We start from the raw sequence: 22011 nt of genomic DNA on the forward strand, positions 1-22011 counted from the left end.
AATATTTGTCAGATGATGCACCTGTGGCGGCCGGCTTTCAATGGTATTTGTGTGAGGCGGCGGTTTTTCGGCGTCGCCGGGAGCAATCTGCTCGTCGCAGTGGTCGAGATTGCGGTAGGGCATTTCTATTCGGGGAGAACGGCATGAGCGAGCGCAAGGCACTGTTGATCCTGCATGGCAAACAGGCCGGCAACGACGAGGTGCGAGCCGCGGTGGGCCAGCTGCGCGAGCGGGGCTGGACCCTGGACGTGCGGCTGACCTGGGAGGGCGGCGACGCCCAGCGCCTGGTCGGCGAGGCCCTGGCCGCAGGCTATGGCCAGGTGGTGGCCGGTGGTGGTGACGGCACCTTGCGTGACGTGGCCGAAGCGATGGGTCTGGCCGCGACCCAGGTCAGCCTGGCCCTGTTGCCGCTGGGCACCGCCAACGACTTCGCCAGGGCGGCCGGCGTGCCCCTTGAGCCGCAGGCGGCTCTCGACCTGCTGGAGGTGCCGGCGCGGCCGATCGACCTGGGGCGGGTGGGTGACCAGTTGTTCCTGAACATGGCCACCGGCGGCTTCGGCAGTCAGGTCACGGCCAACACCTCGGAAGACCTGAAGAAAGTGCTCGGCGCGGCGGCCTACCTGTTCACCGGCCTGTCACGCTTCAGCGAACTGCAGGCCGCCTCGGTGGAACTGCAGGGCCCCGGTTTCCAGTGGCAGGGCGAGTTGCTGGCGCTGGGCATCGGCAACGGCCGCCAGGCCGGCGGCGGGCACGTGCTGTGCCCGGAGGCGACGGTGGACGACGGCCTGTTGGACATCGGCATCCTGCCTGCGCCACAGGAGATGGCCGGCGCCCTGCGCGACCTGTTGGCCGGCGACGGGCTGTTCGTCCGTGCGCGGTTGCCATGGGTGGAAATCAAGGGCGCCCAGGGGCTGGACATGAACCTCGACGGCGAGCCGCTGCAGGCCGCCAGCCTGCGCTTCGAGGCCATGCCACGAGCGTTGCGCGTGCACCTGCCGACGGACTCGCCGCTGCTCAGTCGTCCAGGCTGATGATCTTCTCGCGCACGGCGAACAGCACCAGCCCTGCCACGTCGTAGATCTGCAGGCGCTTCATGATCTGCGAGCGGTGGGTCTCCACGGTCTTGATCGACAGGCCCAGGCCGGCGGCGATCTCCCGGGTCGACTTGCCGCGCACGATCAGGCGCAGGATCTCCAGCTGACGCCCCGTCAGGTTATGACCTTCGCTGCTCGGCTGGCGGCCGTTCTGCGCGCGTAGCAGGGCCTGGTTGATGACGGTGTGGGCGATGGCCGGGCTGAGGTAGCGTTCGTCGTTGCGCAGCGCGGTGAGCGCCTGTTCCAGCTCGGTGGCCGTGGTGTCCTTGAGCAGGTAGCCGTGGGCGCCGCTTTCCAGGGCGCGCATGATCATTTCCGGGTCGGTGTGCATCGACAGGATCAGGACCTTGCAGGTGCAACCGTTTGCGCGCAATTGCGTGAGCGCGTCGAGACCGCTGGTCGAACGCATGGAAATGTCCAGCAGGACGATGTCCGGCGCCAGGCGCAGGACGTGGTCCAGAAGCTGGCTGCCGTCGTCGGCCTCGCCGATCACGGTGTAACCGGGGATGTCCGATACCAGTGCCCTGACGCCTGCGCGAATCAGGGAGTGGTCGTCCACCAGCAGTAATCTACAGGTCATCGGGGGCAGGGGTCCTGGCGCGTTCTTGGCTGCGGGGTGGCCATGGAAAGAGGGCTTCGATCTGGGTGCCTTGGCCGGGCTGGCTGGTGATGGTCAGGCTGCCTCGCAGGGCGGTCACCCGCTCCTGCATGCCGGCCATGCCGCGCTGGCCGTAATCCGCGGGGGACTGGGCCGGCACGAAGCCGCCGCCGTCGTCGTGGATCGACAGGGCAAGGCCGGCCGAGGTGCGTTGCAGGCGAACCACCAGGTTGCGGGCACCGGCATGGCGCAACATGTTGGTGACCGCCTCCTGGGTGATGCGGAAGGCGGCCATGGCCACCTCTTCGCTGATGCCGCCCAGGCGCTGCTTGCATTCCAGGCTCCAGTGCACCTCGGTGTTTTCCAGGGTGCGCAGCAGATGCGCGCGCAGGCTCGCCTCCAGGCCCAGGCTGGCCAGCTGGCGCGGGTTGAGAATGGTGGAAACGTCGCGCACGTTGCTCAGGGTCAGGTCCAGGGTGCTGCGCAAGGTGCTGCAGTGCTCCTGCAGCTCGGCCGGTACCCGGCGTTGCAGCCAGTCGACCTGCAGCTTGGCGGCGGTCAGCAACTGGCCGATATCGTCGTGCAGCTCGCGGCTCAGGCGCTGGCGCTCGCTCTCCTGCACCTTGAGCATGCGCGTGGCCAGTTCCGCCGGGCGCAGGCTGATCGAACGCGCCCAGTGGCGCAGGTGCCAGCCGACGCCGAGCATCGCAAGCAGTTGCAGCAGCAGCAGGCTGGCCGACAGGGGCTGGGTGCTCAGGTATACCACCAGGTTCGCCGCCAGCGATGCAACGCACAGCAGCGCTGTCGTCCAGCGCAGCAGGGCAACGCTGGAACGGCAACGCTGGAGAAACTTCAAGCGTGGGAGCATAGATAGGGAAGCCACTGAATTATAGCGGTTAGGGGCATTGCACACGTCTGACCAGGGGTTTTACCGCCCCGCTTGCAATCAAGTGCGGAATGCGGATCCAATCGCCCGATAACCTGGGCGCGCATGTTCGAGTGGGCGCATGTTATCACTTTGATTGAATTTGGTCGCGGGGGGATAACTGCTTGAAACCTCGTATTTTCCGGGCTGTGGCGGGCCTGGCGGTCGAGGGCTTGGCTAGCAGAGTGCCATTATTAAATGATGTTTCCAGTGCGCACAGGGCAACTAATAATCCCGCTTCGCAAAAACATTTGGAAAAACTTGTCCAACTTTGCAAGTTTCATCCTGAGCCGACCTTAGTTGTGACTCAGTTGGCTGCATTTAATGTTGCCGGTCGGGCGAGTCGATGCCGGTGCTTGCCGTATGAGGGTGGGCGCAGTACACCCCTGTCTGCTGGCAGTCCGCGCACAGCTGCGTGGACGGCTGGCCCAGGGAGGTGGCCAGTTCGCCCAGCAGCAGCTGTTGTTCGTCGGTGTCCATGCCTAGCTGGCCGGTCTGCGGGTCCAGCAGCTCCAGTTGCCAGTCGAGCAGGGTCAGGCAGGCGTCCAGTGCGGGCAGGCTGCTGCCGTGCAGGTGCTGCTGGGCACAGGTGGGCGCGAGCAGCTTTTGCAAGGCGAACGCATAGTGGGCGACCTCGAGCAGGCCGAGCGCGTCGGCACGGCGGGCCAGGGTATCAAGTGCCGTGGTGAGACTGTGGCAGGCGTCCGGGTCGTTGGCGATCAGTTCCAGGTGCTGCAGGCATTCCTGGGACCGGGCCAGCAGGACCTGTGCGTCCTGCAGAAAGGCCGCCACGGCGGCGTTGTGCAGTGGTGTGCTATCCATCATGGCGCCCCGTGGTCAGGGATTGGCCGTACCAAGATGATCGCTCGCAAAAGCCTGACTCCGTTCATGCAGTGAGAATGGCGTCACATTAATGGCTAATGGATATTGCGAACATCAGGTTGCACCCGATTGCTACTAGGGGATTCCCTGATGAGGATTCAGGTGGGTCGTTCGTTGCGAGCGACGGACGCGGCGGGATGTGGCAGCAGTAAAGCATGATGGTAAAGTGATATCAATCACCCGGCGCGGCTTTTTCCATCAGGGGTCAAGCTGCGCGCGCATCCGCCGATACAGGGGGATGCATCCACTTTTCCCGACTCAAGCCTGGGGGCTTTCCAATGGCTGGCATTCTCGACACGGTAGACCAACGCACGCAACTGGTGGGTGAGAACCGCCTGGAAATCCTCATGTTCCGCCTGGCCGGCCGACAGTTGTTCGCCATCAACGTGTTCAAGGTCCAGGAGGTGCTGCAACTGCCCAAGCTGACCCTCATGCCACAGCGCCATTCCTTCGTCTGCGGCGTGGTCAACCTGCGTGGCCAGACGCTGCCGGTGATCGACCTGTCCCAGGCGATCGGCATGCGCCCGCTGCAGCCCGGGCCGGACAGCACCATCATCGTCACCGAGTACAACCGCTCGGTGCAGGCATTCCTGGTGGGCGGCGTTGATCGTATCGTCAACATGAACTGGGAAGCCATCATGCCGCCACCGGCCAGCGCCGGTCGCCAGCACTACCTCACGGCGATCACCAAGGTCGACGAGAAGCTGGTTGAGGTCATCGACGTGGAGAAGGTGCTGGCCGAGATCGTGCCGTACAGCGCCAAGGTGTCCCGCGACAAGCTGGAAGATCCGGTGCTGGCCCGTGCGCGTGGCCGCGAAGTGCTGCTGGTGGACGACTCCAGCGTGGCCCTGGCGCAGTTGCGCGACACCCTGTCGCAACTGGGGGTGAAGCTGCACGTGGCCAGTGACGGCCTCAAGGCCCTGCGCCTGCTCAAGGGCTGGGCCGACGCCGGGGAGAATGTCTGCGAGAAGCTGCTGATGATCTTCACCGACGCCGAAATGCCCGAGATGGATGGTTACCGGCTGACCACCGAGATTCGCAACGACCCGCGCCTGCGCGGCCTCTACGTGGTGCTGCACACCTCGCTGTCGGGCAGCTTCAACGAATCGATGGTCAAGAAGGTCGGCTGCGACAACTTCCTGTCCAAGTTCCAGCCCGACCGCCTGGTGGATGTGGTGCGTCAGCGTCTGAACATGGATCACGCCTAGGTGTAAGCTTGGTTTTTCCATGGAAACCAGGTGAGCAGGGATGTTTCTGAGTGCGTTGTATCGATACCCGGTGAAATCGGGGCGGGCCCAGGGCCTGCAAGCGTCCGCGGTCGGCAATCTGGGCCTGGACGGTGACCGCCGCTGGTTGGTGGTGGAGGAGGAGAATGGCCGTTTCCTGACCCAGCGGGCCTGGCCCCGGCTGGGGCAGGTTGGCGCCGATTATGGCGAGCAGGGCCAACTGCTGCTCCAGGCGCCGGGGCGGGCACCCTTGGAGGTGCCCGTGCCGCCTGCCGACGACGCCCTGCGCGGCGTCACCATCTGGCGCGATACCTTGCGCGTGCCCGATGCCGGCGATGCCGCCGCGGCCTGGCTCAGCGAGCTGCTGGGCAAGGCGGTAAGGCTGGTGTACTGCCCCGAGCAGCGGGCCCGCTACCTGCCCAGCGGCTACGGCCTTAACAGTGATCGGGCAGCCTTTCCCGATGGTTTCCCACTGCTGCTGATCGGCCAGGCCTCGCTGGATGAGTTGAGCCGTCGGGTCGGGCGCTCCATGGAGATGCTGCGTTTTCGCCCGAACCTGGTGGTCGAGGGGGGCGAGGCCTTTGCCGAGGACCGCTGGAAGCGTATCCGTATCGGCGACATGACCTTTCGCGTGCTCAAGCCGAGCGTGCGCTGCATCCTCACCACCCTCGATCCCGCCACGGGCGAGCGCAGCCCGGACCGTGAGCCGTTGACCACGCTCAAGACGTTCCGTGAGAAGGAAGGGGATGTGCTGTTTGGCCAGAACCTGGCGGTGGATGGCGAGGGGGAGCTCAAGGTGGGGATGGCCGTCCAGGTCCTCGAATAGTGCCATCGCGGGGCAAGCCCGCTCCCACGCACCGTGGGAGCGGGCTTGCCCCGCGATAGGGTCTGATCACATATCGTCGAAATACCGCTCATGCCAATCCACCAGCGGCTGCGGTGAATTGAGCTTCTGCCCGTAGATGACCGAATACGACAGCACGTTCTGCACGTACTGGCGCGTCTCGTCGAACGGGATCGACTCGACCCATACATCGAAGCTCAGGTGCTTGGCGCCCTTGAGCCACTGGCGCACGCGCCCGGGGCCGGCGTTGTAGGCGGCCGAGGCCAACACGCGGTTGCCGTTGAACTGGCTGTGCACCTGGCTCAGGTAGGCGGCGCCGAGCTGGATGTTCTTGTCCGGGTTGAACACCTGGGCCGGCGAGGCCAGCGGGATGCTGAACTTGCGCGCGGTTTCCTTGGCCGTGCCCGGCATCAGCTGCATCAGGCCGCTGGCGCCGACGCTGGAGCGGGCGTCTTCCATGAAGGCGCTTTCCTGGCGGGTAATGGCGAACACCCAGCTCGAATGCAGGCCGCGGACCTTGGCTTCGCGTACCAGGGTGTCGCGGTGGGCCATGGGGAAACGGATGTCCAGGTCGTCCCAGTACTGGGCCTGGCTGATGGTGCGGATGGCCGGGAAGTACCAGCGCATGTCATAGGCCAGGCGGGCCTGGGCGACCATTTCGTCACGGTTGAAGTGACGGCTGACGTGGTACCACTCGCGGCGGCCCTCGACGATCTGGCCGCGGGCATGGAACTCCAGGGCGCGACGCACGCCCGGGGTATTGCGAACCTTGTTGATCACCGCCTGGCTGAGCGCCAGCGGCTTGTTGTTCAACTGGTAGGGCGTCTGCGCCCGGTCGGCGGCGAGGAAGCCATAGAAGTCGCGCTCGCGGGCGACGGTCTTGTACAGCAGCGGGACCTGCGGGTTGTTCGGCTGGGCCAGCTCCAGGCTGCGCGCCTGCCAGTACTTCCAGCGGTTGCTGCTGGCCAGGTCCTGGGGCAGGCGTTTGGTCAGCGCGTAGGCGTCCTCCCAGCGGCCCAGGCGCAGCAGCAGGCGCAGGCGCCATTCGCTGACGGTGTTGTCGCGCAGCTCGGGGTCGTAGCGGGTCATCAAATCGAGGGCGCGCGGGTCATAGCGCCGCGCCAGGGTCAGGCCGATCTCGCGGGCGATGGCGACCTTCTCGTCGCGGGAGAAGTGCATGCGCTGGGCGTAGTCGTCGAGCAGCGCCATGGCCTGCTCGGGGTCCTGGCGGGCCAGGCGGCGCAGACCGAGGCTGACCACGTCGGACATGGCCTCGTTGACCGGGGTGAAACGCGACGGCTGGTTGAGCAGCTCGGGCTTCTGCGCCACGTCGATCAGCAGCTTGCCCTGGGGGGCGAGGGTAGTGAGGGTCTTGACCAGGCTGTTGGCCAGGCCGTAGTTGCGTGCCTGGGCCGCCAGCTTGGCGCGCTGCCAGCGTTTGGCCTCGGTCAGTTGGCCTTCGGCCGCCCACATGGCGAACAGGGTGTCGCAGGCGGTGGGCTGCGACTTGCCGACGTTCCACAGCTTGTCGGCGGTGGCGAAGCCTTCGGCGCGCAGGCCGTGGGAGAGTTGATACTGGCCGTTGAGGCAGTCCAGCTCGGTGAAGTTGAGCTTGGGGTCGTAGTAACGGGTGAAGGTGTTCCATTCACCGCGTTCAGCCAGCCAGCGCAACCAGCGCAGTTTCATCCAGTTGGCCTGGGGCAGGTCGCCGTGGGCCTTGAGAAAACCCTCGATCTCCTCGTTGCTGGCGCTCTTCAGGCGGGCGGTCAGCTCGTCGTAGGTGAGGTAGGGCGTGAGCGGGTAGTCACGCAGCGCCTGCGCGTAACGCAGGTAAGGGCCCTTGTCGCCCTTGGCCAGGGCGCGCTTGGCCTCGTCATAGTACTGACGCTGCTGGGTGATATCGATGGCCTGTGCGGCGCTCGCGGCGGTGGCGGTGAGCAGCAGGCAGGAAGCAATTTGTAACAGGCGGCTGCGCATGATACGTCCGGGCAGTAGAACCATGGAAAGTGACGGCGGAGCCAGCACTGTTGGGTATTACTGCCTAGCTTAGCCGTTTGCCGGTGGCCGGTGAAAGCACTGTGCTTGTATCGAGTTGTTATCCGACGCCCTGCTGCCGGTGATGGGCTTTTGATGCCGTGAAGGGGCAAGTCAGGTAGAATGCGCGCCCGGTTTTTGGAGATGATCATGACCCTGCTCAAATTCAGCGATGTGTCCCTCGCCTTCGGCGCCATGCCGCTGTTGGACAAAGTGTCCTGGCAGATCGCCCGTGGCGAGCGGGTGTGCATCATCGGCCGCAATGGCACGGGCAAGTCGAGCATGCTGCGCCTGGTCAAGGGCGAGCAGAAGCCCGACGACGGCGATATCTGGCGCGCGCCGGGGCTCAAGATCGGCGAACTGCCGCAGGAACTGCCGGTGGCCGACGAGCGCAGCGTCTTTGACGTGGTGGCTGCGGGCCTGGATGGCGTGGGCGAGCTGCTGGCCGAGTACCACCACCTGAGCCAGAACATCCACGGCGACGAGGACCTGGAAAAGCTCATGCACGTCCAGCACGAGTTGGAGGCCCGCGACGGCTGGCGCCTGCAACAAGTGGTGGAAAGCACCCTGAGCCGCCTGCAACTGCCGGCCGACAAGACCCTGGCCGAGCTCTCCGGCGGCTGGCGCCGTCGCGTGTTGCTGGCCCAGGCGCTGGTGTCCGAGCCCGACCTGCTGCTGCTCGACGAGCCGACCAACCACCTGGATATCGGTGCCATCGCCTGGCTGGAAGATGCCCTGAACGGCTTCAACGGCGCGGTGCTGTTCATCACCCACGACCGTTCCTTCCTGCAGAACCTGGCCACGCGCATCCTCGAGCTGGACCGTGGCGGGCTGATCGACTGGAACGGCGACTACGCCAGCTTCCTGGTGCACAAGGAGGCCGAGCTTGCCGCCGAGGCCACCGCCAATGCGCTGTTCGACAAGCGCCTGGCCCAGGAAGAGGTGTGGATCCGCCAGGGCATCAAGGCCCGGCGTACCCGCAACGAAGGCCGTGTGCGTGCTTTGAAGGCATTGCGCGTGGAGCGCGGCGAGCGCCGTGAGCGCCAGGGCAAGGCGAACATCCTTATCGAGGTGGCGGACAAGTCCGGCAAGCAGGTGATGGTGCTGGAGGACGTCAGCTTCGCCCACAAGGATGGCCCGAAACTGGTCAAGGACTTCTCCATGGTCCTGCAGCGCGAAGACCGCATCGGCCTGCTCGGCGCCAACGGTACCGGCAAGACCACCCTGCTCAAGCTGATGCTCGGTGACCTGGAGCCGACCAGCGGCAAGGTCGAGCGCGGCACCAAGCTGGAAGTGGCCTACTTCGACCAGATGCGCCATCAGCTGGACCTGGAAAAGACCGTCATCGACAACCTGGCCGAAGGCCGCGATTTCATCGAGATCGATGGCCAGAACCGCCATGTCCTGAGCTACCTCGGCGACTTCCTGTTCAGCCCGCAGCGTGCGCGCACGCCGGTCAAGGCGTTGTCCGGTGGCGAGCGTGCGCGCCTGCTGCTGGCCAAGCTGTTCAGCAAGCCGGCCAACCTGCTGGTGCTGGACGAACCGACCAACGACCTCGACGTCGAGACCCTGGAGCTGCTCGAGGAAGTGCTGTCCAACTACAAGGGCACGGTGCTGATGGTCAGCCACGACCGGGCCTTCCTCGACAACGTGGTGACCAGCACCCTGGTGTTCGAGGGTGAGGGGCGCGTGCGCGAGTATGTGGGCGGCTATGAGGACTGGATCCGCCAGGGTGGTTCGCCGAAGCTGCTGGGCGTGACCGAGAGCAAGGGCGGCAAGTCCGAACTCAACAGTGCGGTGGTGGCCAAGCCGGTGGAAGAGCAGGCGCCTGCGGCCGTCGCCGCGCCCGCTGCCGATGCCAGCAAGAAGAAGCTCAGCTACAAGCTGCAGCGCGAGCTGGAGGCGTTGCCAGGGCAGATCGATGCGCTGGAGCGGCAGATTGCCGAGGTGCAGGAAGAGGTCGGCGCCTCGAACTTCTACCAGCGTCCGATCGATGAAACCACCGCAGTGCTGGCCAAGCTGGAGAAACTGCAGGGCGAGCTGGACGTGCTGGTGGAGCGCTGGGCCGAGCTGGAAGGTTGATTTCCTGTCCTGGCCTTTTCGCGGGTAAACCCGCTCCCACAGAGTTACCACTGCCTCAGGAGCGGTGACCAACCTGTGAGAGCGGGTTTACCCGCGAAGAGGCCGGTACAGGCAAACACACATTTCTCCCACAGGATTGCCGCTGCCTCAGGAGCAGTGACCAGCCTGTGGGAGCGGGTTTACCCGCGAAGAGGCCGGAGCAGGTTGACTTATTCTTTCTTCTGCAAGCGCACCGCCAGTACATCGCACGGCGCGCCGTGCAGCACGTCATTGGCTGTGGAGCCCAGCAGCAGCGCCAGGCCATGGCGGCCATGGCTGCCGACCACGATCAGGTCGCAGGCTTGTTTCTTGGCAAGTTCATGGATTTCCTGGCGCGGTTGGCCATAGACCAGATGCGAGTCACCTCGCTGGATGTCCGGGTACTTGTTGAACAGGCGCTCCATGCGCTCCTTGGCCTGGTCGAACTGTTGCTGCTGCAGCTGCGACAGGTCCATCGGCACGTCACCGCCGAAGGCCATGGCCATGGGTTCGACGATATGCACCAGGGATACCTTGGTGGTTTTGGCGTCGTTGGCGCTGTTGTCCATGGCAATTGCCATGGCCCGCTTGATCACCGGGTCGCATTCTTCGGTCAGGTCGACGGCGACCAGAAGATGTTCATAGGACATGTGCAGTACTCCTGACAATCGCGATAGTAGAAGTATGGTCGCTTTCGGGCCGGGCGTTCGTGAATCCTGGATAACCCGCTCATTTGCAACGCTTTATAAGGTCTACAGATATGACGGTATGGCTGGTGGTGTCAATCCTTGCGCTGATGCTCAGCCCGCTGGCCTGGCTGCGTCAGTCGCGCAAGCAGGGCGAGCAGATGAGCCTGCGCCTGGAGGGCCGGCGCATGGGCCTGGCCATGCAGCTGGCGCCGCAGCAGTGGCCGCACTGGCTGGAAAAGGAACCGCCCAGCCCTTGTCCGCAATACCACCGGGCGCGGCGCAAGGGCCGCGAAGACTGCTGGTGCTACTGGCAGATCACCCCTGGCGTGTGGTGGAACCAGTGGCGCGAGCCCTGCGAGGACCCGCGCCTGGCCGAGGTCTTTGCCCGCCTGCCGGAAACCGTCTACAAGGTCGAGGCCGACCGGCGCATGATCGCCCTGTACTGGAGCGAGCGGGGCGATAAATCTGTTTTGCAGGATATTGCCCAGGCCCTCGATACCCTCGCCTGAACCTGGCCAACGCAAAACGGCGCGCAGGAGCAACCATGCTCTTGCGCGCCGTTTTGCGTTCTGCAGCGCAGAAAAAGGCCAGGCAGGCCGGAAACACTTTCATGCAGCCCCAGTGTAGCCATCGTTGGCGGATGCGTTTAGAAAAAACGCCATCCGCGGTCGGTGATGGTCTATCGCTGACATGAATGGTCGGCGATCACTGTCATCAGTTTTCGTACCCGGCGGGTAGAAGATGACTGGAAAGTCGCGTTTTCACGGTGTTCGCGAGCATTTGACAACGCCGTTCATTTCGGAGAATGTGTGCACACCCAAGTCAAACGGGCGTATGAATTGAGCGTTTGTATGTCAGACGGCTCTTACAGAATCCCGATTAGCGCGTCGACGGGTGTGCCTGGGGCGAGGGACCGGTAGACCGGCTCTTGCACCAGCGTTCGACGTGTACTGTTCAGCTTCCATATCGTGGAGATCAGTTGATGATTTACGAAGGTAAAGCCATCACGGTTAAGGCTCTTGAAAGCGGCATCGTCGAACTGAAGTTCGACCTCAAGGGTGAGTCCGTCAACAAGTTCAACCGTCTCACTCTGAACGAGCTGCGTCAGGCCGTGGACGTGATCAAGGGCGATGCCTCGATCAAGGGCGTGATCGTCAGCAGTGGCAAGGACGTGTTCATCGTCGGCGCCGACATCACCGAATTCGTCGACAACTTCAAGCTGCCCGAGGCCGAACTGGTCGCCGGCAACCTGGAAGCCAACCGCATTTTCAATGACTTCGAAGACCTGCAGGTGCCGACCGTTGTCGCCATCAACGGCATCGCCCTGGGTGGCGGCCTGGAGATGTGCCTGGCCGCCGACTACCGGGTCATGTCCAGCAGCGCCAAGATCGGCCTGCCGGAAGTCAAGCTGGGCATCTACCCAGGCTTCGGCGGCACCGTGCGCCTGCCGCGCCTGATCGGCTCGGACAACGCCATCGAATGGATCGCCTCGGGCAAGGAAAACCGCGCCGAGGACGCCCTGAAGGTCGGCGCCGTCGACGCCGTGGTCGCCCCCGAGCTGTTGCAGGCCGGTGCCCTGGACCTGATCAAGCGCGCCATCAGCGGCGAGCTGGACCACAAGGCCAAGCGCCAGCCCAAGCTGGAAAAGCTCAAGCTCAATGCCATCGAGCAGATGATGGCGTTCGAGACCGCCAAGGGCTTCGTCGCCGGCCAGGCCGGCCCGAACTACCCAGCGCCGGTCGAGGCCATCAAGACCATCCAGAAGGCTGCCAACTTCGGCCGTGACAAGGCCCTGGAAGTCGAAGCCGCAGGTTTCGCCAAACTGGCCAAGACCTCGGTCGCCGAGAGCCTGATCGGCCTGTTCCTGAACGACCAGGAGCTCAAGCGCAAGGCCAAGGCCCACGACGAGATCGCCCACGACGTGAAGCAGGCCGCCGTGCTCGGCGCCGGCATCATGGGTGGCGGCATCGCCTACCAGTCGGCGGTCAAGGGCACGCCGATCCTGATGAAGGACATCCGCGAGGAAGCCATCCAGCTGGGCCTGAACGAGGCCTCCAAGCTGCTCGGCAAGCGCGTCGAGAAGGGTCGCCTGACCCCGGCGAAGATGGCCGAGGCGCTGAATGCCATTCGCCCGACCCTGTCCTACGGCGATTTCGCCAACGTCGATATCGTCGTCGAGGCCGTGGTCGAGAACCCGAAGGTCAAGCAAGCGGTACTGGCTGAAGTGGAAGGCCAGGTGAAGGAAGATGCCATCCTGGCCTCCAACACCTCGACCATCTCCATCAACTTGCTGGCCAAGGCACTCAAGCGTCCGGAAAACTTCGTCGGCATGCACTTCTTCAACCCGGTGCACATGATGCCGCTGGTCGAAGTCATCCGCGGCGAGAAGTCCAGTGAAGTGGCTGTCGCCACCACCGTGGCCTACGCCAAGAAGATGGGCAAGAACCCGATCGTGGTCAATGACTGCCCGGGCTTCCTGGTCAACCGCGTGCTGTTCCCGTACTTCGGCGGCTTCGCCAAGCTGGTCAGCGCCGGCGTCGACTTCGTGCGCATCGACAAGGTCATGGAAAAGTTCGGCTGGCCAATGGGCCCGGCCTACCTGATGGACGTGGTCGGCATCGACACCGGCCACCACGGCCGCGACGTGATGGCCGAAGGCTTCCCGGACCGCATGAAGGACGACCGTCGCTCCGCCGTCGACGCCCTCTACGAGGCCAACCGCCTGGGCCAGAAGAACGGCAAGGGCTTCTATGCCTACGAGACCGACAAGCGCGGCAAGCCGAAGAAGGTCGCCGACGCCAGCGTGCTCGACGTGCTCAAGCCGGTCATCTTCGAACAGCGTGAAGTCAGCGACGAGGACATCATCAACTGGATGATGGTGCCACTGTGCCTGGAGACCGTGCGTTGCCTGGAAGACGGCATCGTCGAGACTGCCGCCGAAGCCGACATGGGCCTGGTCTACGGCATCGGTTTCCCTCCCTTCCGTGGTGGCGCGCTGCGCTACATCGATTCGATCGGGGTCGCCGAGTTCGTCGCACTGGCCGACAAGTACGCCGACCTGGGGCCGCTGTACCACCCCACTGCGAAGCTGCGCGAAATGGCCAAGAACGGCCAGCGCTTCTTCAACTGAGCGCCCAACGAGCTAGAGCGAGAATATTGATATGAGCCTGAATCCAAGAGACGTGGTGATTGTCGACTTCGGTCGCACGCCGATGGGCCGTTCCAAGGGTGGCATGCACCGCAACACCCGTGCCGAGGACATGTCCGCGCACCTGATCAGCAAGCTGCTGGAGCGCAACGACAAGGTCGATCCGAAGGAAGTCGAGGACGTGATCTGGGGCTGCGTCAACCAGACCCTGGAGCAGGGCTGGAACATCGCCCGCATGGCCTCGCTGATGACCCAGATCCCGCACACCTCCGCCGCCCAGACCGTCAGCCGCCTGTGCGGATCGTCGATGAGCGCGCTGCACACCGCCGCCCAGGCGATCATGACCGGCAATGGTGATGTGTTCGTGGTCGGTGGTGTCGAGCACATGGGCCACGTCAGCATGATGCATGGCGTCGACCCCAACCCGCACATGTCCTTGCACGCCGCCAAGGCTTCCGGGATGATGGGCCTGACCGCCGAGATGCTCGGCAAGATGCACGGCATCACCCGTGAGCAGCAGGATCTGTTCGGCCTGCGTTCGCACCAGCTCGCCCACAAGGCGACGGTCGAAGGCAAGTTCAAGGACGAGATCATCCCGATGCAGGGTTACGACGAGAACGGCTTCCTGAAGGTCTTCGATTACGACGAGACCATTCGCCCGGAAACCACCCTCGAAGGCCTGGCGTCGCTCAAGCCTGCGTTCAACCCCAAAGGTGGCACCGTCACCGCGGGTACCTCGTCGCAGATCACCGACGGTGCCTCGTGCATGATCGTCATGTCCGGCCAGCGCGCCATGGACCTGGGGATCCAGCCACTGGCGGTGATCCGTTCGATGGCGGTGGCCGGCGTGGACCCTGCGATCATGGGCTACGGCCCGGTTCCGGCGACGCAGAAAGCCCTCAAGCGCGCTGGCCTGTCCATCGCCGACATCGACTTCTTTGAGCTCAACGAAGCCTTCGCCGCACAGGCCCTGCCGGTGCTGAAGGACCTGAAAGTGCTCGACAAGATGGATGAGAAGGTTAACCTGCACGGCGGCGCCATCGCTCTGGGCCACCCGTTCGGTTGCTCCGGTGCGCGGATCTCCGGCACTCTGCTCAACGTCATGAAGCAGAATGGCGGTACCCTGGGCGTCGCCACCATGTGTGTCGGCCTGGGCCAAGGCATCACCACTGTCTTCGAACGCGTCTGATCGCGTTGCGGGACAGCAGCCGGGGCCATGTGCCCCGGCTTTTGTTTTTTACAGGATTTGTTCAAGAGGGCGAGTGACATGCAGATACAACCTGGTGTGTACCGGCATTACAAAGGCCCTGAATACCGCGTGTTCAGCGCGGCGCGCCATTCCGAGAGCGAAGAGTGGATGGTCTTCTACCAGTGCCTGTATGGTGACTACAGCTTCTGGGTCAGGCCACTTTCGATGTTCCAGGAGTCCGTCGAGGTTGACGGCGAGCAGGTGCCACGCTTTGCTTTGGTCAAGGCCGAAGAGGGGCTGGACGAGCGGCTTGGCAAGGCGCACGAGTGATCGACCACGCTTGACCTCACTCTTTTGCCACTATATATAGCGGTGCCGCGTCCGGCACCTGACGCGTTTTTCATCTTCAGATTCAGGAATACTCCGATCCATGGGCAAATCGCTGGTCATTGTGGAATCCCCGGCCAAGGCCAAGACCATCAACAAGTACCTGGGCAGCCAGTACGTGGTGAAGTCGAGTATCGGCCACATCCGTGACCTTCCCACCAGCGGTTCCGCCAGTGCGAGCAAGGAACCGGCGGCCAAGCGCGGCAAGGCCGCGGCCGAGGCTCCGGCCTTGTCGCCGAAGGAAAAGGCACGCCGCACCCTGGTCGCGCGCATGGGCGTCGACCCGGAGGCAGGCTGGAAGGCCAAGTACGAGATCCTTCCCGGCAAGGAGAAGGTGATCGAGGAGCTGCGCCGCCTGGCCAAGGATGCCGACACCATCTACCTCGCAACCGACTTGGATCGCGAGGGGGAAGCCATTGCCTGGCACCTGCGCGAAGCCATCGGTGGTGACGACAGCCGCTACAAGCGCGTGGTGTTCAACGAGATCACCAAAAAGGCTATCCAGGAAGCCTTCTCCCAGCCGGGCGAGCTCGATATCGACCGGGTCAACGCCCAGCAGGCGCGGCGCTTCCTCGACCGCGTGGTCGGCTACATGGTCTCGCCGCTGTTGTGGGCCAAGATCGCCCGCGGCCTGTCTGCCGGCCGTGTGCAGTCGGTGGCGGTGAAGCTGGTGGTCGAGCGTGAGCGCGAGATCCGCGCGTTCAACCCGGAAGAGTACTGGGAAGTCCACGCCGACCTGGGCACCGCCAAGAACGCCAAGGTGCGTTTCGAAGTGGCCCGCGAGAAGGGCGAGGCCTTCAAGCCGCTCAACGAAGCCCAGGCCATGGCTGCTCTGGAGAAGCTCAAGGCCTCCAGCTACAGCGTGAGCAAGCGCGAGGACCGGCCGACCAGCAGCAAGCCTTCGGCCCCGTTCATCACTTCCACCCTGCAGCAGGCCGCGAGCAACCGCCTGGGCTACGGGGTGAAGAAGACCATGATGATGGCCCAGCGTCTGTACGAAGCCGGCTACATCACCTACATGCGTACCGACTCGACCAACCTGTCGACCGACGCCGTCGAGATGGCACGCAGCTACATCGAGAAAGAATTCGGCAAGCAGTACCTGCCCGCCGCGCCGATCGTCTATGGCAGCAAGGAAGGCGCCCAGGAGGCGCACGAGGCGATTCGCCCGTCGGACGTGAACACCCATCCGACCAAGCTCAGCGGCATGGAGCGTGACGCCGAGCGCCTGTACGAGTTGATCTGGCGCCAGTTCCTGGCCTGCCAGATGCCACCGGCGCAATACCTGTCCACCAGCGTCACCGTGGTGGCCGGCGAGTTCGAGCTGCGTGCCAAGGGCCGCATCCTCAAGTTCGACGGTTATACCCGCGTCCTGCCGCAGCAGAGCAAGCCGGGCGAGGACGACGTGCTGCCGGAAATGGCCCAGGGCGAGGCGCTCAAGCTTATCCAGCTCGACCCCAGCCAGCACTTCACCAAGCCGCCGGCGCGCTTCACCGAAGCCAGCCTGGTCAAGGAAATGGAAAAGCGCGGCATCGGCCGTCCGTCGACCTACGCGGCGATCATCTCGACCATCCAGGATCGCGGTTATGTGACGCTGCACAACCGCCGGTTCTACTCCGAGAAGATGGGCGACATCGTCACCGAGCGCCTGTCCGAGAGCTTCGCCAACCTGATGGACTACGGCTTCACCGCCGGCATGGAAGAGAACCTCGACGATGTGGCCCAGGGCGAGCGTGACTGGAAGAACGTCCTCGACGAGTTCTATGGCGACTTCAGCAAGAAGCTGCAGACCGCCGAGTCCAGCGAGCACGGCATGCGCGCCAACCAGCCGACCCTGACCAACATCGCCTGCAAGGAATGCGGCCGGCCGATGATGATCCGTACCGCCTCCACCGGCGTGTTCCTCGGCTGCTCGGGTTACAGCCTGCCGCCGAAGGAGCGCTGCAAGGCCACGGTCAACCTGGTGCCGGGCGACGAGATCGCCGCCGACGACGAGGGCGAATCCGAGTCGCTGGTGCTGCGCGGCAAGCACCGCTGCCCGATCTGCTCGACGGCGATGGACGCCTACCTGCTCGACGAGAAGCGCAAGCTGCACATCTGTGGCAACAACCCGGACTGCGCCGGCTACGAGATCGAGGAAGGCAGCTACCGGATCAAGGGCTACGAAGGCCCGAGCCTGGAGTGCGACAAGTGCGGCAGCGAGATGCAGCTCAAGACCGGCCGTTTCGGCAAGTTCTTCGGTTGCACCAACGCCACCTGCAAGAACACCCGCAAGCTGCTCAAGAGCGGCGAGGCGGCGCCGCCGAAGATGGACAAGGTGGACATGCCGGAGCTCAAGTGCGAGAAGGTCGACGACACCTACGTGCTGCGCGACGGTGCCTCGGGCCTGTTCCTGGCTGCCAGCCAGTTCCCGAAAAACCGCGAAACCCGCGCGCCGCTGGTGCTGGAGATCGTCCCGCACAAGCACGAGATCGATCCGAAGTACCACTTCCTCTGCGAAGCGCCGCAGAAGGACCCGGACGGTCGCCCGACGGTGATTCGCTACAGCCGCAAGACCAAGGAGCAGTACGTGCAGTCCGAAGTCGACGGCAAGCCGACCGGCTGGAAGGCGTTCTACGACGGCAAGGCGTGGAAGGTCGAAGACAAGCGCTGATCTGAGTCTCAGGCTCATCGCGGGGCAAGCCCGCTCCCACAGGTGTTCTGCAACCTCGTGGGAGCGGGCTTGCCCCGCGATCGTTTGTGCTTGCGGTAAAGTCGGCCAATCCCGGAAACTGGGGTATCGCCTTGCAGCCTTCAGGAGTCAGTCGAAATGGCCCAGGAACTCTACACCCGCACCAACCAGAAACTGTTCTTCGCCGGCCTTGCCCTGGAATCCATGGCCAAGGCCGCTGACAGCCAGGCCATGAACGCCCAGGGCCTGCTCCAGGCCGAGCGCGAATCGGCGCTGTTCCACCTGTATGGCGCGCTGCTGGGGCTGTGCCACGAGATCGCCGGCTTCTACCGTCTGCCCCAGGCCTCGGCGTCACGGGCCGAACTGCTGTTCAGCGACGAGGTGTTGCAGAGCGTGGCGATCCCGGAAATGGCCGAGCTGCTCGAACTGGCCCGCCAGCCGGAAACCTGGCTGGCGCGCCTGCTGGCCGCTTATGCCGATTTGTTCCGACCGCCGGTCGCGAAGAAAACCGTGAAGGGCGACGTCACCCAGCCGCTGATCCAGGCCGTCAATCTGGACGAGCCCGAGCCGGCCGAGCTATCCCGGGAGGAGCTTGAAGCCTGGCGACAGAACCTGAAAAGCCTGGTGAGACGATTCCGCGAAGCGCTGAGTGAGTGCTGACCGCCGCCATGGCTGGTACACTGATGGCCTTTCGTGAAAAGCAGGCCCTTTATGTCAACGTCCTTTCTAGAAATTGTCGAGTTGCCTGATGGCCGGATCGAGCTGCGCCGTGCCGAGGATGAAGGCTCCCTGGTGACCTTGGATTTCTCCGAGGATGCCAAGGCATTCCTGCAAGGACAGCATGTGGAAGTGGCCAAGGCCATGCTCAGCGTCGGCGTGCAGATGGCCGGCCGCCTCGTCGAGGGTGAGCTTGAGCGTGAAGAAGGGCCGCGCGTCCTTCACTGAGGCAGGTTACAGGCTCAGGGTTTCAAGCGTTTGACAGGCAAAGCCTGAACATCAGCCGAGGCGGATGTTCAGGCTTTGTGCGTTTCCGCTGGCGGCGGCGCGCTGAAGCTGTTGCCGGGCGCTGCCGTTGAGGGTGCCCAGCCAGCTGACCACGGTATGGCTGTGGCCCAGGCGCAAGGCTTCGCAGGCCAGTTGCAGGGCAGTCTGTTTGCCACCGGGTTGCAGCAGCAGGATGCGTTCACGGTTGAGGCCGGCATCGCGCAGCCAGGCCTGGGTGAGGCTGCCCGGCGGGGCGATGAGCGTCAGCCAACGGCTGTCGTCTTCTTCGCTGAGTTCGCGCAGGATCGGCGCCAGCAGGCTCTGGCAATGCCCGGGCGCGCCGCGCAGGGCCAGTTCGCTGAACAGCTCTGGCTGGCTGCTCTTGCGCGCCACCGGGGCGGGCTTGAGGCCTGGCAGCACCGGTTGGGCGAGAAAGGCCTCGAACAGCGGCAACTGGGCTTGCTGGGGTGCATGGGTGAACGGCTGCATGACGCCTCCTGGTTCAGCGGCGCAGGACGCCGACGCTCAAGCCCTCGATCACCAGTTCCTGTTCCTTCAGGTCAACTTCGATGGGGGCGAATTCGGGGTTTTCGGCGAGCAGCCAGACCTTGCTGCCTTCGCGCTTGAAGCGCTTGACGGTCACTTCGTCGCCGATGCGGGCCACCACCACCTGGCCATTGCGGGCTTCGCGGGTGGTGTGCACGGCCAGCAGGTCGCCGTCGAAGATGCCGATGTCCTTCATGCTCATGCCGTGTACGCGCAACAGGTAGTCGGCGCGGGGATGGAAGAAGGCCGGGTTGATGTTGCAGGATTCCTCGATGTGCTGCTCGGCGAGGATCGGCGCGCCGGCGGCGACCCGGCCGATGATGGGCAGGCCGCTGTCCTCGTGCTTTGGCTCAAGGCCGGGAATGCGGATGCCGCGGGAAGCGCCAGGAGTCATCTCGATGGCGCCCTTGCGGGCCAGGGCCTTCAGGTGTTCCTCGGCGGCGTTGGGCGACTTGAAGCCCAGCTCCTGGGCGATCTCGGCGCGGGTCGGCGGAAAGCCGTTGTCTTCGAGGCAGCGCTTGATGAAGGCCAGAATCTCGGCTTGGCGTGGCGTCAGTTTCAGCATGGGCGAGGGCTCTGTCTTTTTATACAGTGACTGGAATTATATACAGTGGCTCGCGGCCTGCAACCCACCCGGACCAAGAAAGATCGAAACGCCGACGCATCTTGTCGCTTGCAGCCTGACTCTTGGCGCTTTTAAATGGCGACCGACCGGTCACCCAGCCTTGACATCGGCAGGCCTGAAACGTATGTTTCAAACAACTGTTTGTCAGGCGGAGTAGTCATGGCCCAATCGGAAACCGTTGAACGCATCCTCGATGCGGCGGAGCAGCTGTTCGCGGAGCGTGGGTTCGCGGAAACCTCATTGCGGCTGATCACCAGCAAGGCCGGGGTCAACCTGGCGGCGGTGAACTACCATTTCGGTTCGAAGAAGGCCCTGATCCAGGCGGTGTTCTCGCGCTTCCTGGGGCCGTTCTGCGCAAGCCTGGAGCGCGAACTGGAGCGCCGCCAGGCGCGTCCCGAGCAGAAGGCCTCGCTCGAGGAACTGCTGGAGATGCTGGTGGAGCAGGCCCTGGCCGTGCAGCCGCGCAGCAACAACGACCTGTCGATCTTCATGCGCCTGCTGGGCCTGGCCTTCAGCCAGAGCCAGGGGCACCTGCGGCGTTACCTGGAAGACATGTACGGCAAGGTGTTCCGCCGCTACATGCTGCTGGTCAACGAGGCCGCGCCGCGCATCCCGCCGCTGGAGCTGTTCTGGCGCGTGCACTTCATGCTCGGCGCCGCGGCGTTCAGCATGTCGGGGATCAAGGCCCTGCGGGCCATCGCCGAGACCGATTTCGGCATCAACACCTCGATCGAGCAGGTCATGCGCCTGATGGTGCCGTTCCTGGCCGCCGGCATGCGCGCCGACAGCGGCGTCACCGACGAGGCCATGGCCACGGCGCAGCTGCGTCCGCGCAGCAAGTCCGCCACCCCCGCCAAGGCCTGAGTACTGGGCGGGGCAGGGCGCTTGCGCTAAGCTAGCGCCCATGCCTGACCTTGTCTCCCGCCGCATTTTCCGCCAGCACGGCCGCTTCGCCACTGAACCATCGGGCACTTCGTTGTCCGATGTTTGCGTGCGCCTGCGCCACGGCCAAGCGCCCCTGGACCTCCCATGAAGGATTCCCTATGACTGCCAGCCTGCAAGGCTCCCTGATGGTGGATATCGCCGGTAAATGGCTGACCGCCGAAGACCGCCATCTGCTGCGCCAGCCCGAAGTGGCCGGCCTGATCATCTTCGCCCGCAACATCGACAGCCCGCGCCAGGTGCGCGAGCTGTGCGCGTCGATCCGCGCGATTCGCCCCGAGCTGATCCTCGCCGTGGACCAGGAAGGCGGGCGGGTCCAGCGCCTGCGCCAGGGCTTCGTGCGCCTGCCGGCCATGCGTGCGATCGCCGACAACACCAATGCCGAGTACCTGGCCGAGCAGTGCGGCTGGCTGATGGCCACCGAGGTGCTGGCGGTGGGCCTGGACCTGAGCTTCGCCCCGGTGCTGGACCTCGATCACCAGCGCAGCGCCGTGGTCGGCAGCCGCGCCTTTGAAGGCAATCCGCAGCGTGCCACCGAGCTGGCCGGTGCGTTCATCCGCGGCATGAACGCCGCGGGCATGGCCGCCTGCGGCAAGCATTTCCCCGGCCACGGCTGGGCCGAAGCCGACTCCCATGTGGCGATCCCGGTCGACGAACGTAGCCTCGAGCAGCTGCGCGCTACCGACCTGGTGCCGTTCACCCAGCTGGGTGGCCAGTTGGCGGCGGTGATGCCGGCCCATGTGATCTATCCGCAGGTCGACAACCAGCCGGCCGGCTTCTCCCGGCGCTGGCTGCAGGACATCCTGCGCGGCGAGCTGGGCTTCGACGGGGTGATCTTCAGCGACGACCTGTCCATGGCCGGCGCCCATGTGGTGGGCGATGCCGCCAGTCGTATCGAGGCGGCCCTGAGCGCCGGCTGCGACATGGGCCTGGTGTGCAACGATCGGGCGGCGGCGGAGCTGGCGCTGAGCGCGGCGCAACGGATGAAGGTCAAGCCGTCGCCGCGAATCGCGCGGATGCGTGGGCAGGGCTTTGCGCGTACCGATTACCGCCAGCAGCCGCGTTGGCTGGAGGCGTTGGGGGCGTTGAAGGAAGCCCAGCTGGTCGACTGACCGCGTTGGCTTCTT

At 64.5% G+C, this 22011-nt stretch carries 20 protein-coding genes; 13 read left to right on the plus strand and 7 right to left on the minus strand.

The features are described from left to right. Window positions 1-143: 143 nt before the first annotated feature. Window positions 144-1031 carry a lipid kinase YegS gene (yegS, locus tag PRtIB026_RS11645; protein ID WP_203647468.1) on the plus strand — a complete coding sequence of 296 codons (888 nt, stop codon included), beginning with the start codon at window positions 144-146 and terminating at the stop codon, window positions 1029-1031. Here the strand turns inward: yegS and PRtIB026_RS11650 are convergent. The 3 genes from PRtIB026_RS11650 to PRtIB026_RS11660 all read right to left on the minus strand — a co-directional run bounded on the left by PRtIB026_RS11650 (window position 1015) and on the right by PRtIB026_RS11660 (window position 3439). Continuing rightward, window positions 1015-1674, minus strand: coding sequence for a response regulator (locus PRtIB026_RS11650; RefSeq protein WP_203647467.1), 660 nt, complete (start codon window positions 1672-1674; stop codon window positions 1015-1017). The two genes, yegS and PRtIB026_RS11650, sit on opposite strands and share 17 nt — an antisense overlap. Further along, complete coding sequence (locus PRtIB026_RS11655) at window positions 1664-2560, minus strand: sensor histidine kinase (protein ID WP_110738535.1); 897 nt, start codon at window positions 2558-2560, stop codon at window positions 1664-1666. Before PRtIB026_RS11655 ends, PRtIB026_RS11650 begins: the two co-directional genes overlap by 11 nt. 378 nt (window positions 2561-2938) lie before the next feature. Continuing rightward, window positions 2939-3439 (minus strand): histidine kinase, encoded by a 501-nt coding sequence (locus PRtIB026_RS11660; RefSeq protein ID WP_203647466.1) that lies wholly within the window; start codon window positions 3437-3439, stop codon window positions 2939-2941. Window positions 3440-3777: 338 nt separating this feature from the next. On the opposite strand from PRtIB026_RS11660, the gene PRtIB026_RS11665 reads away from it, so the two are divergent. Together PRtIB026_RS11665 and PRtIB026_RS11670 are read left to right on the plus strand one after the other, a co-directional pair. Then, complete coding sequence (locus PRtIB026_RS11665; RefSeq protein WP_050704823.1) at window positions 3778-4707, plus strand: chemotaxis protein CheV; 930 nt, start codon at window positions 3778-3780, stop codon at window positions 4705-4707. A gap of 40 nt (window positions 4708-4747) precedes the next feature. Further along, window positions 4748-5551, plus strand: a complete 804-nt coding sequence (locus PRtIB026_RS11670) for an MOSC domain-containing protein (RefSeq protein ID WP_203647465.1) — start codon at window positions 4748-4750, stop codon at window positions 5549-5551. 66 nt (window positions 5552-5617) lie between these two features. Here PRtIB026_RS11670 and PRtIB026_RS11675 read toward each other — a convergent pair whose 3' ends face one another. Next, on the minus strand, window positions 5618-7546 hold the full coding sequence (locus PRtIB026_RS11675; protein ID WP_203647464.1) for a transglycosylase SLT domain-containing protein: 1929 nt from the start codon (window positions 7544-7546) through the stop codon (window positions 5618-5620). 207 nt (window positions 7547-7753) lie between these two features. Here PRtIB026_RS11675 and PRtIB026_RS11680 point away from each other — a divergent pair, with 207 nt between their 5' ends. After that, the gene (locus PRtIB026_RS11680) at window positions 7754-9685 is read left to right on the plus strand and encodes an ATP-binding cassette domain-containing protein (protein ID WP_203647463.1); all 1932 of its coding nucleotides are present in this window, start codon (window positions 7754-7756) and stop codon (window positions 9683-9685) included. Between the two features lie 209 nt (window positions 9686-9894). Here PRtIB026_RS11680 and PRtIB026_RS11685 read toward each other — a convergent pair whose 3' ends face one another. Then, window positions 9895-10353 (minus strand): universal stress protein, encoded by a 459-nt coding sequence (locus PRtIB026_RS11685; protein WP_203647462.1) that lies wholly within the window; start codon window positions 10351-10353, stop codon window positions 9895-9897. 110 nt (window positions 10354-10463) lie between these two features. Here PRtIB026_RS11685 and PRtIB026_RS11690 point away from each other — a divergent pair, with 110 nt between their 5' ends. The 7 genes from PRtIB026_RS11690 (at window position 10464) to PRtIB026_RS11720 (ending at window position 18732) form a co-directional block, all read left to right on the plus strand. Continuing rightward, window positions 10464-10901: a hypothetical protein gene (locus PRtIB026_RS11690; protein ID WP_203647461.1), complete on the plus strand. Its 438-nt coding sequence runs from the start codon at window positions 10464-10466 to the stop codon at window positions 10899-10901. A gap of 473 nt (window positions 10902-11374) precedes the next feature. Beyond that, a complete protein-coding gene (gene fadB, locus PRtIB026_RS11695) occupies window positions 11375-13522 on the plus strand; it encodes a fatty acid oxidation complex subunit alpha FadB (protein ID WP_050704828.1) in 2148 nt (715 codons plus the stop codon). A 31-nt stretch (window positions 13523-13553) separates the two neighbouring features. Beyond that, entirely contained in the window at window positions 13554-14729 is a 1176-nt protein-coding gene (gene fadA / locus PRtIB026_RS11700) for an acetyl-CoA C-acyltransferase FadA (RefSeq protein ID WP_028692741.1), read from the plus strand. Between the two features lie 78 nt (window positions 14730-14807). Next, window positions 14808-15059 (plus strand): DUF1653 domain-containing protein, encoded by a 252-nt coding sequence (locus PRtIB026_RS11705; RefSeq protein WP_203647460.1) that lies wholly within the window; start codon window positions 14808-14810, stop codon window positions 15057-15059. Window positions 15060-15159: 100 nt separating this feature from the next. Further along, window positions 15160-17769, plus strand: coding sequence for a type I DNA topoisomerase (gene topA, locus PRtIB026_RS11710; protein WP_203647459.1), 2610 nt, complete (start codon window positions 15160-15162; stop codon window positions 17767-17769). Window positions 17770-17925: 156 nt separating this feature from the next. Beyond that, window positions 17926-18447 (plus strand): DUF6586 family protein, encoded by a 522-nt coding sequence (locus PRtIB026_RS11715; protein ID WP_203647458.1) that lies wholly within the window; start codon window positions 17926-17928, stop codon window positions 18445-18447. 51 nt (window positions 18448-18498) lie between these two features. Further along, a complete protein-coding gene (locus tag PRtIB026_RS11720; protein ID WP_203647457.1) occupies window positions 18499-18732 on the plus strand; it encodes a hypothetical protein in 234 nt (77 codons plus the stop codon). Window positions 18733-18783: 51 nt separating this feature from the next. On the opposite strand, the gene sulA is transcribed toward PRtIB026_RS11720, so the two are convergent. Both sulA and lexA read right to left on the minus strand, forming a co-directional pair. Next, complete coding sequence (gene sulA / locus PRtIB026_RS11725) at window positions 18784-19260, minus strand: SOS-induced cell division inhibitor SulA (protein WP_203647456.1); 477 nt, start codon at window positions 19258-19260, stop codon at window positions 18784-18786. 13 nt (window positions 19261-19273) lie between these two features. Further along, window positions 19274-19882, minus strand: a complete 609-nt coding sequence (lexA, locus tag PRtIB026_RS11730; RefSeq protein ID WP_234561506.1) for a transcriptional repressor LexA — start codon at window positions 19880-19882, stop codon at window positions 19274-19276. Between the two features lie 219 nt (window positions 19883-20101). On the opposite strand from lexA, the gene PRtIB026_RS11735 reads away from it, so the two are divergent. Next, window positions 20102-20806 carry a TetR/AcrR family transcriptional regulator gene (locus PRtIB026_RS11735; RefSeq protein ID WP_203647455.1) on the plus strand — a complete coding sequence of 235 codons (705 nt, stop codon included), beginning with the start codon at window positions 20102-20104 and terminating at the stop codon, window positions 20804-20806. Window positions 20807-20997: 191 nt separating this feature from the next. After that, window positions 20998-21996, plus strand: a complete 999-nt coding sequence (gene nagZ / locus PRtIB026_RS11740) for a beta-N-acetylhexosaminidase (protein WP_203652683.1) — start codon at window positions 20998-21000, stop codon at window positions 21994-21996. The last annotated feature ends 15 nt before the right edge of the window (window positions 21997-22011 follow it).

This window comes from Pseudomonas sp. RtIB026 (assembly GCF_016861355.2).
GTDB lineage: Bacteria > Pseudomonadota > Gammaproteobacteria > Pseudomonadales > Pseudomonadaceae > Aquipseudomonas > Aquipseudomonas peradeniyensis.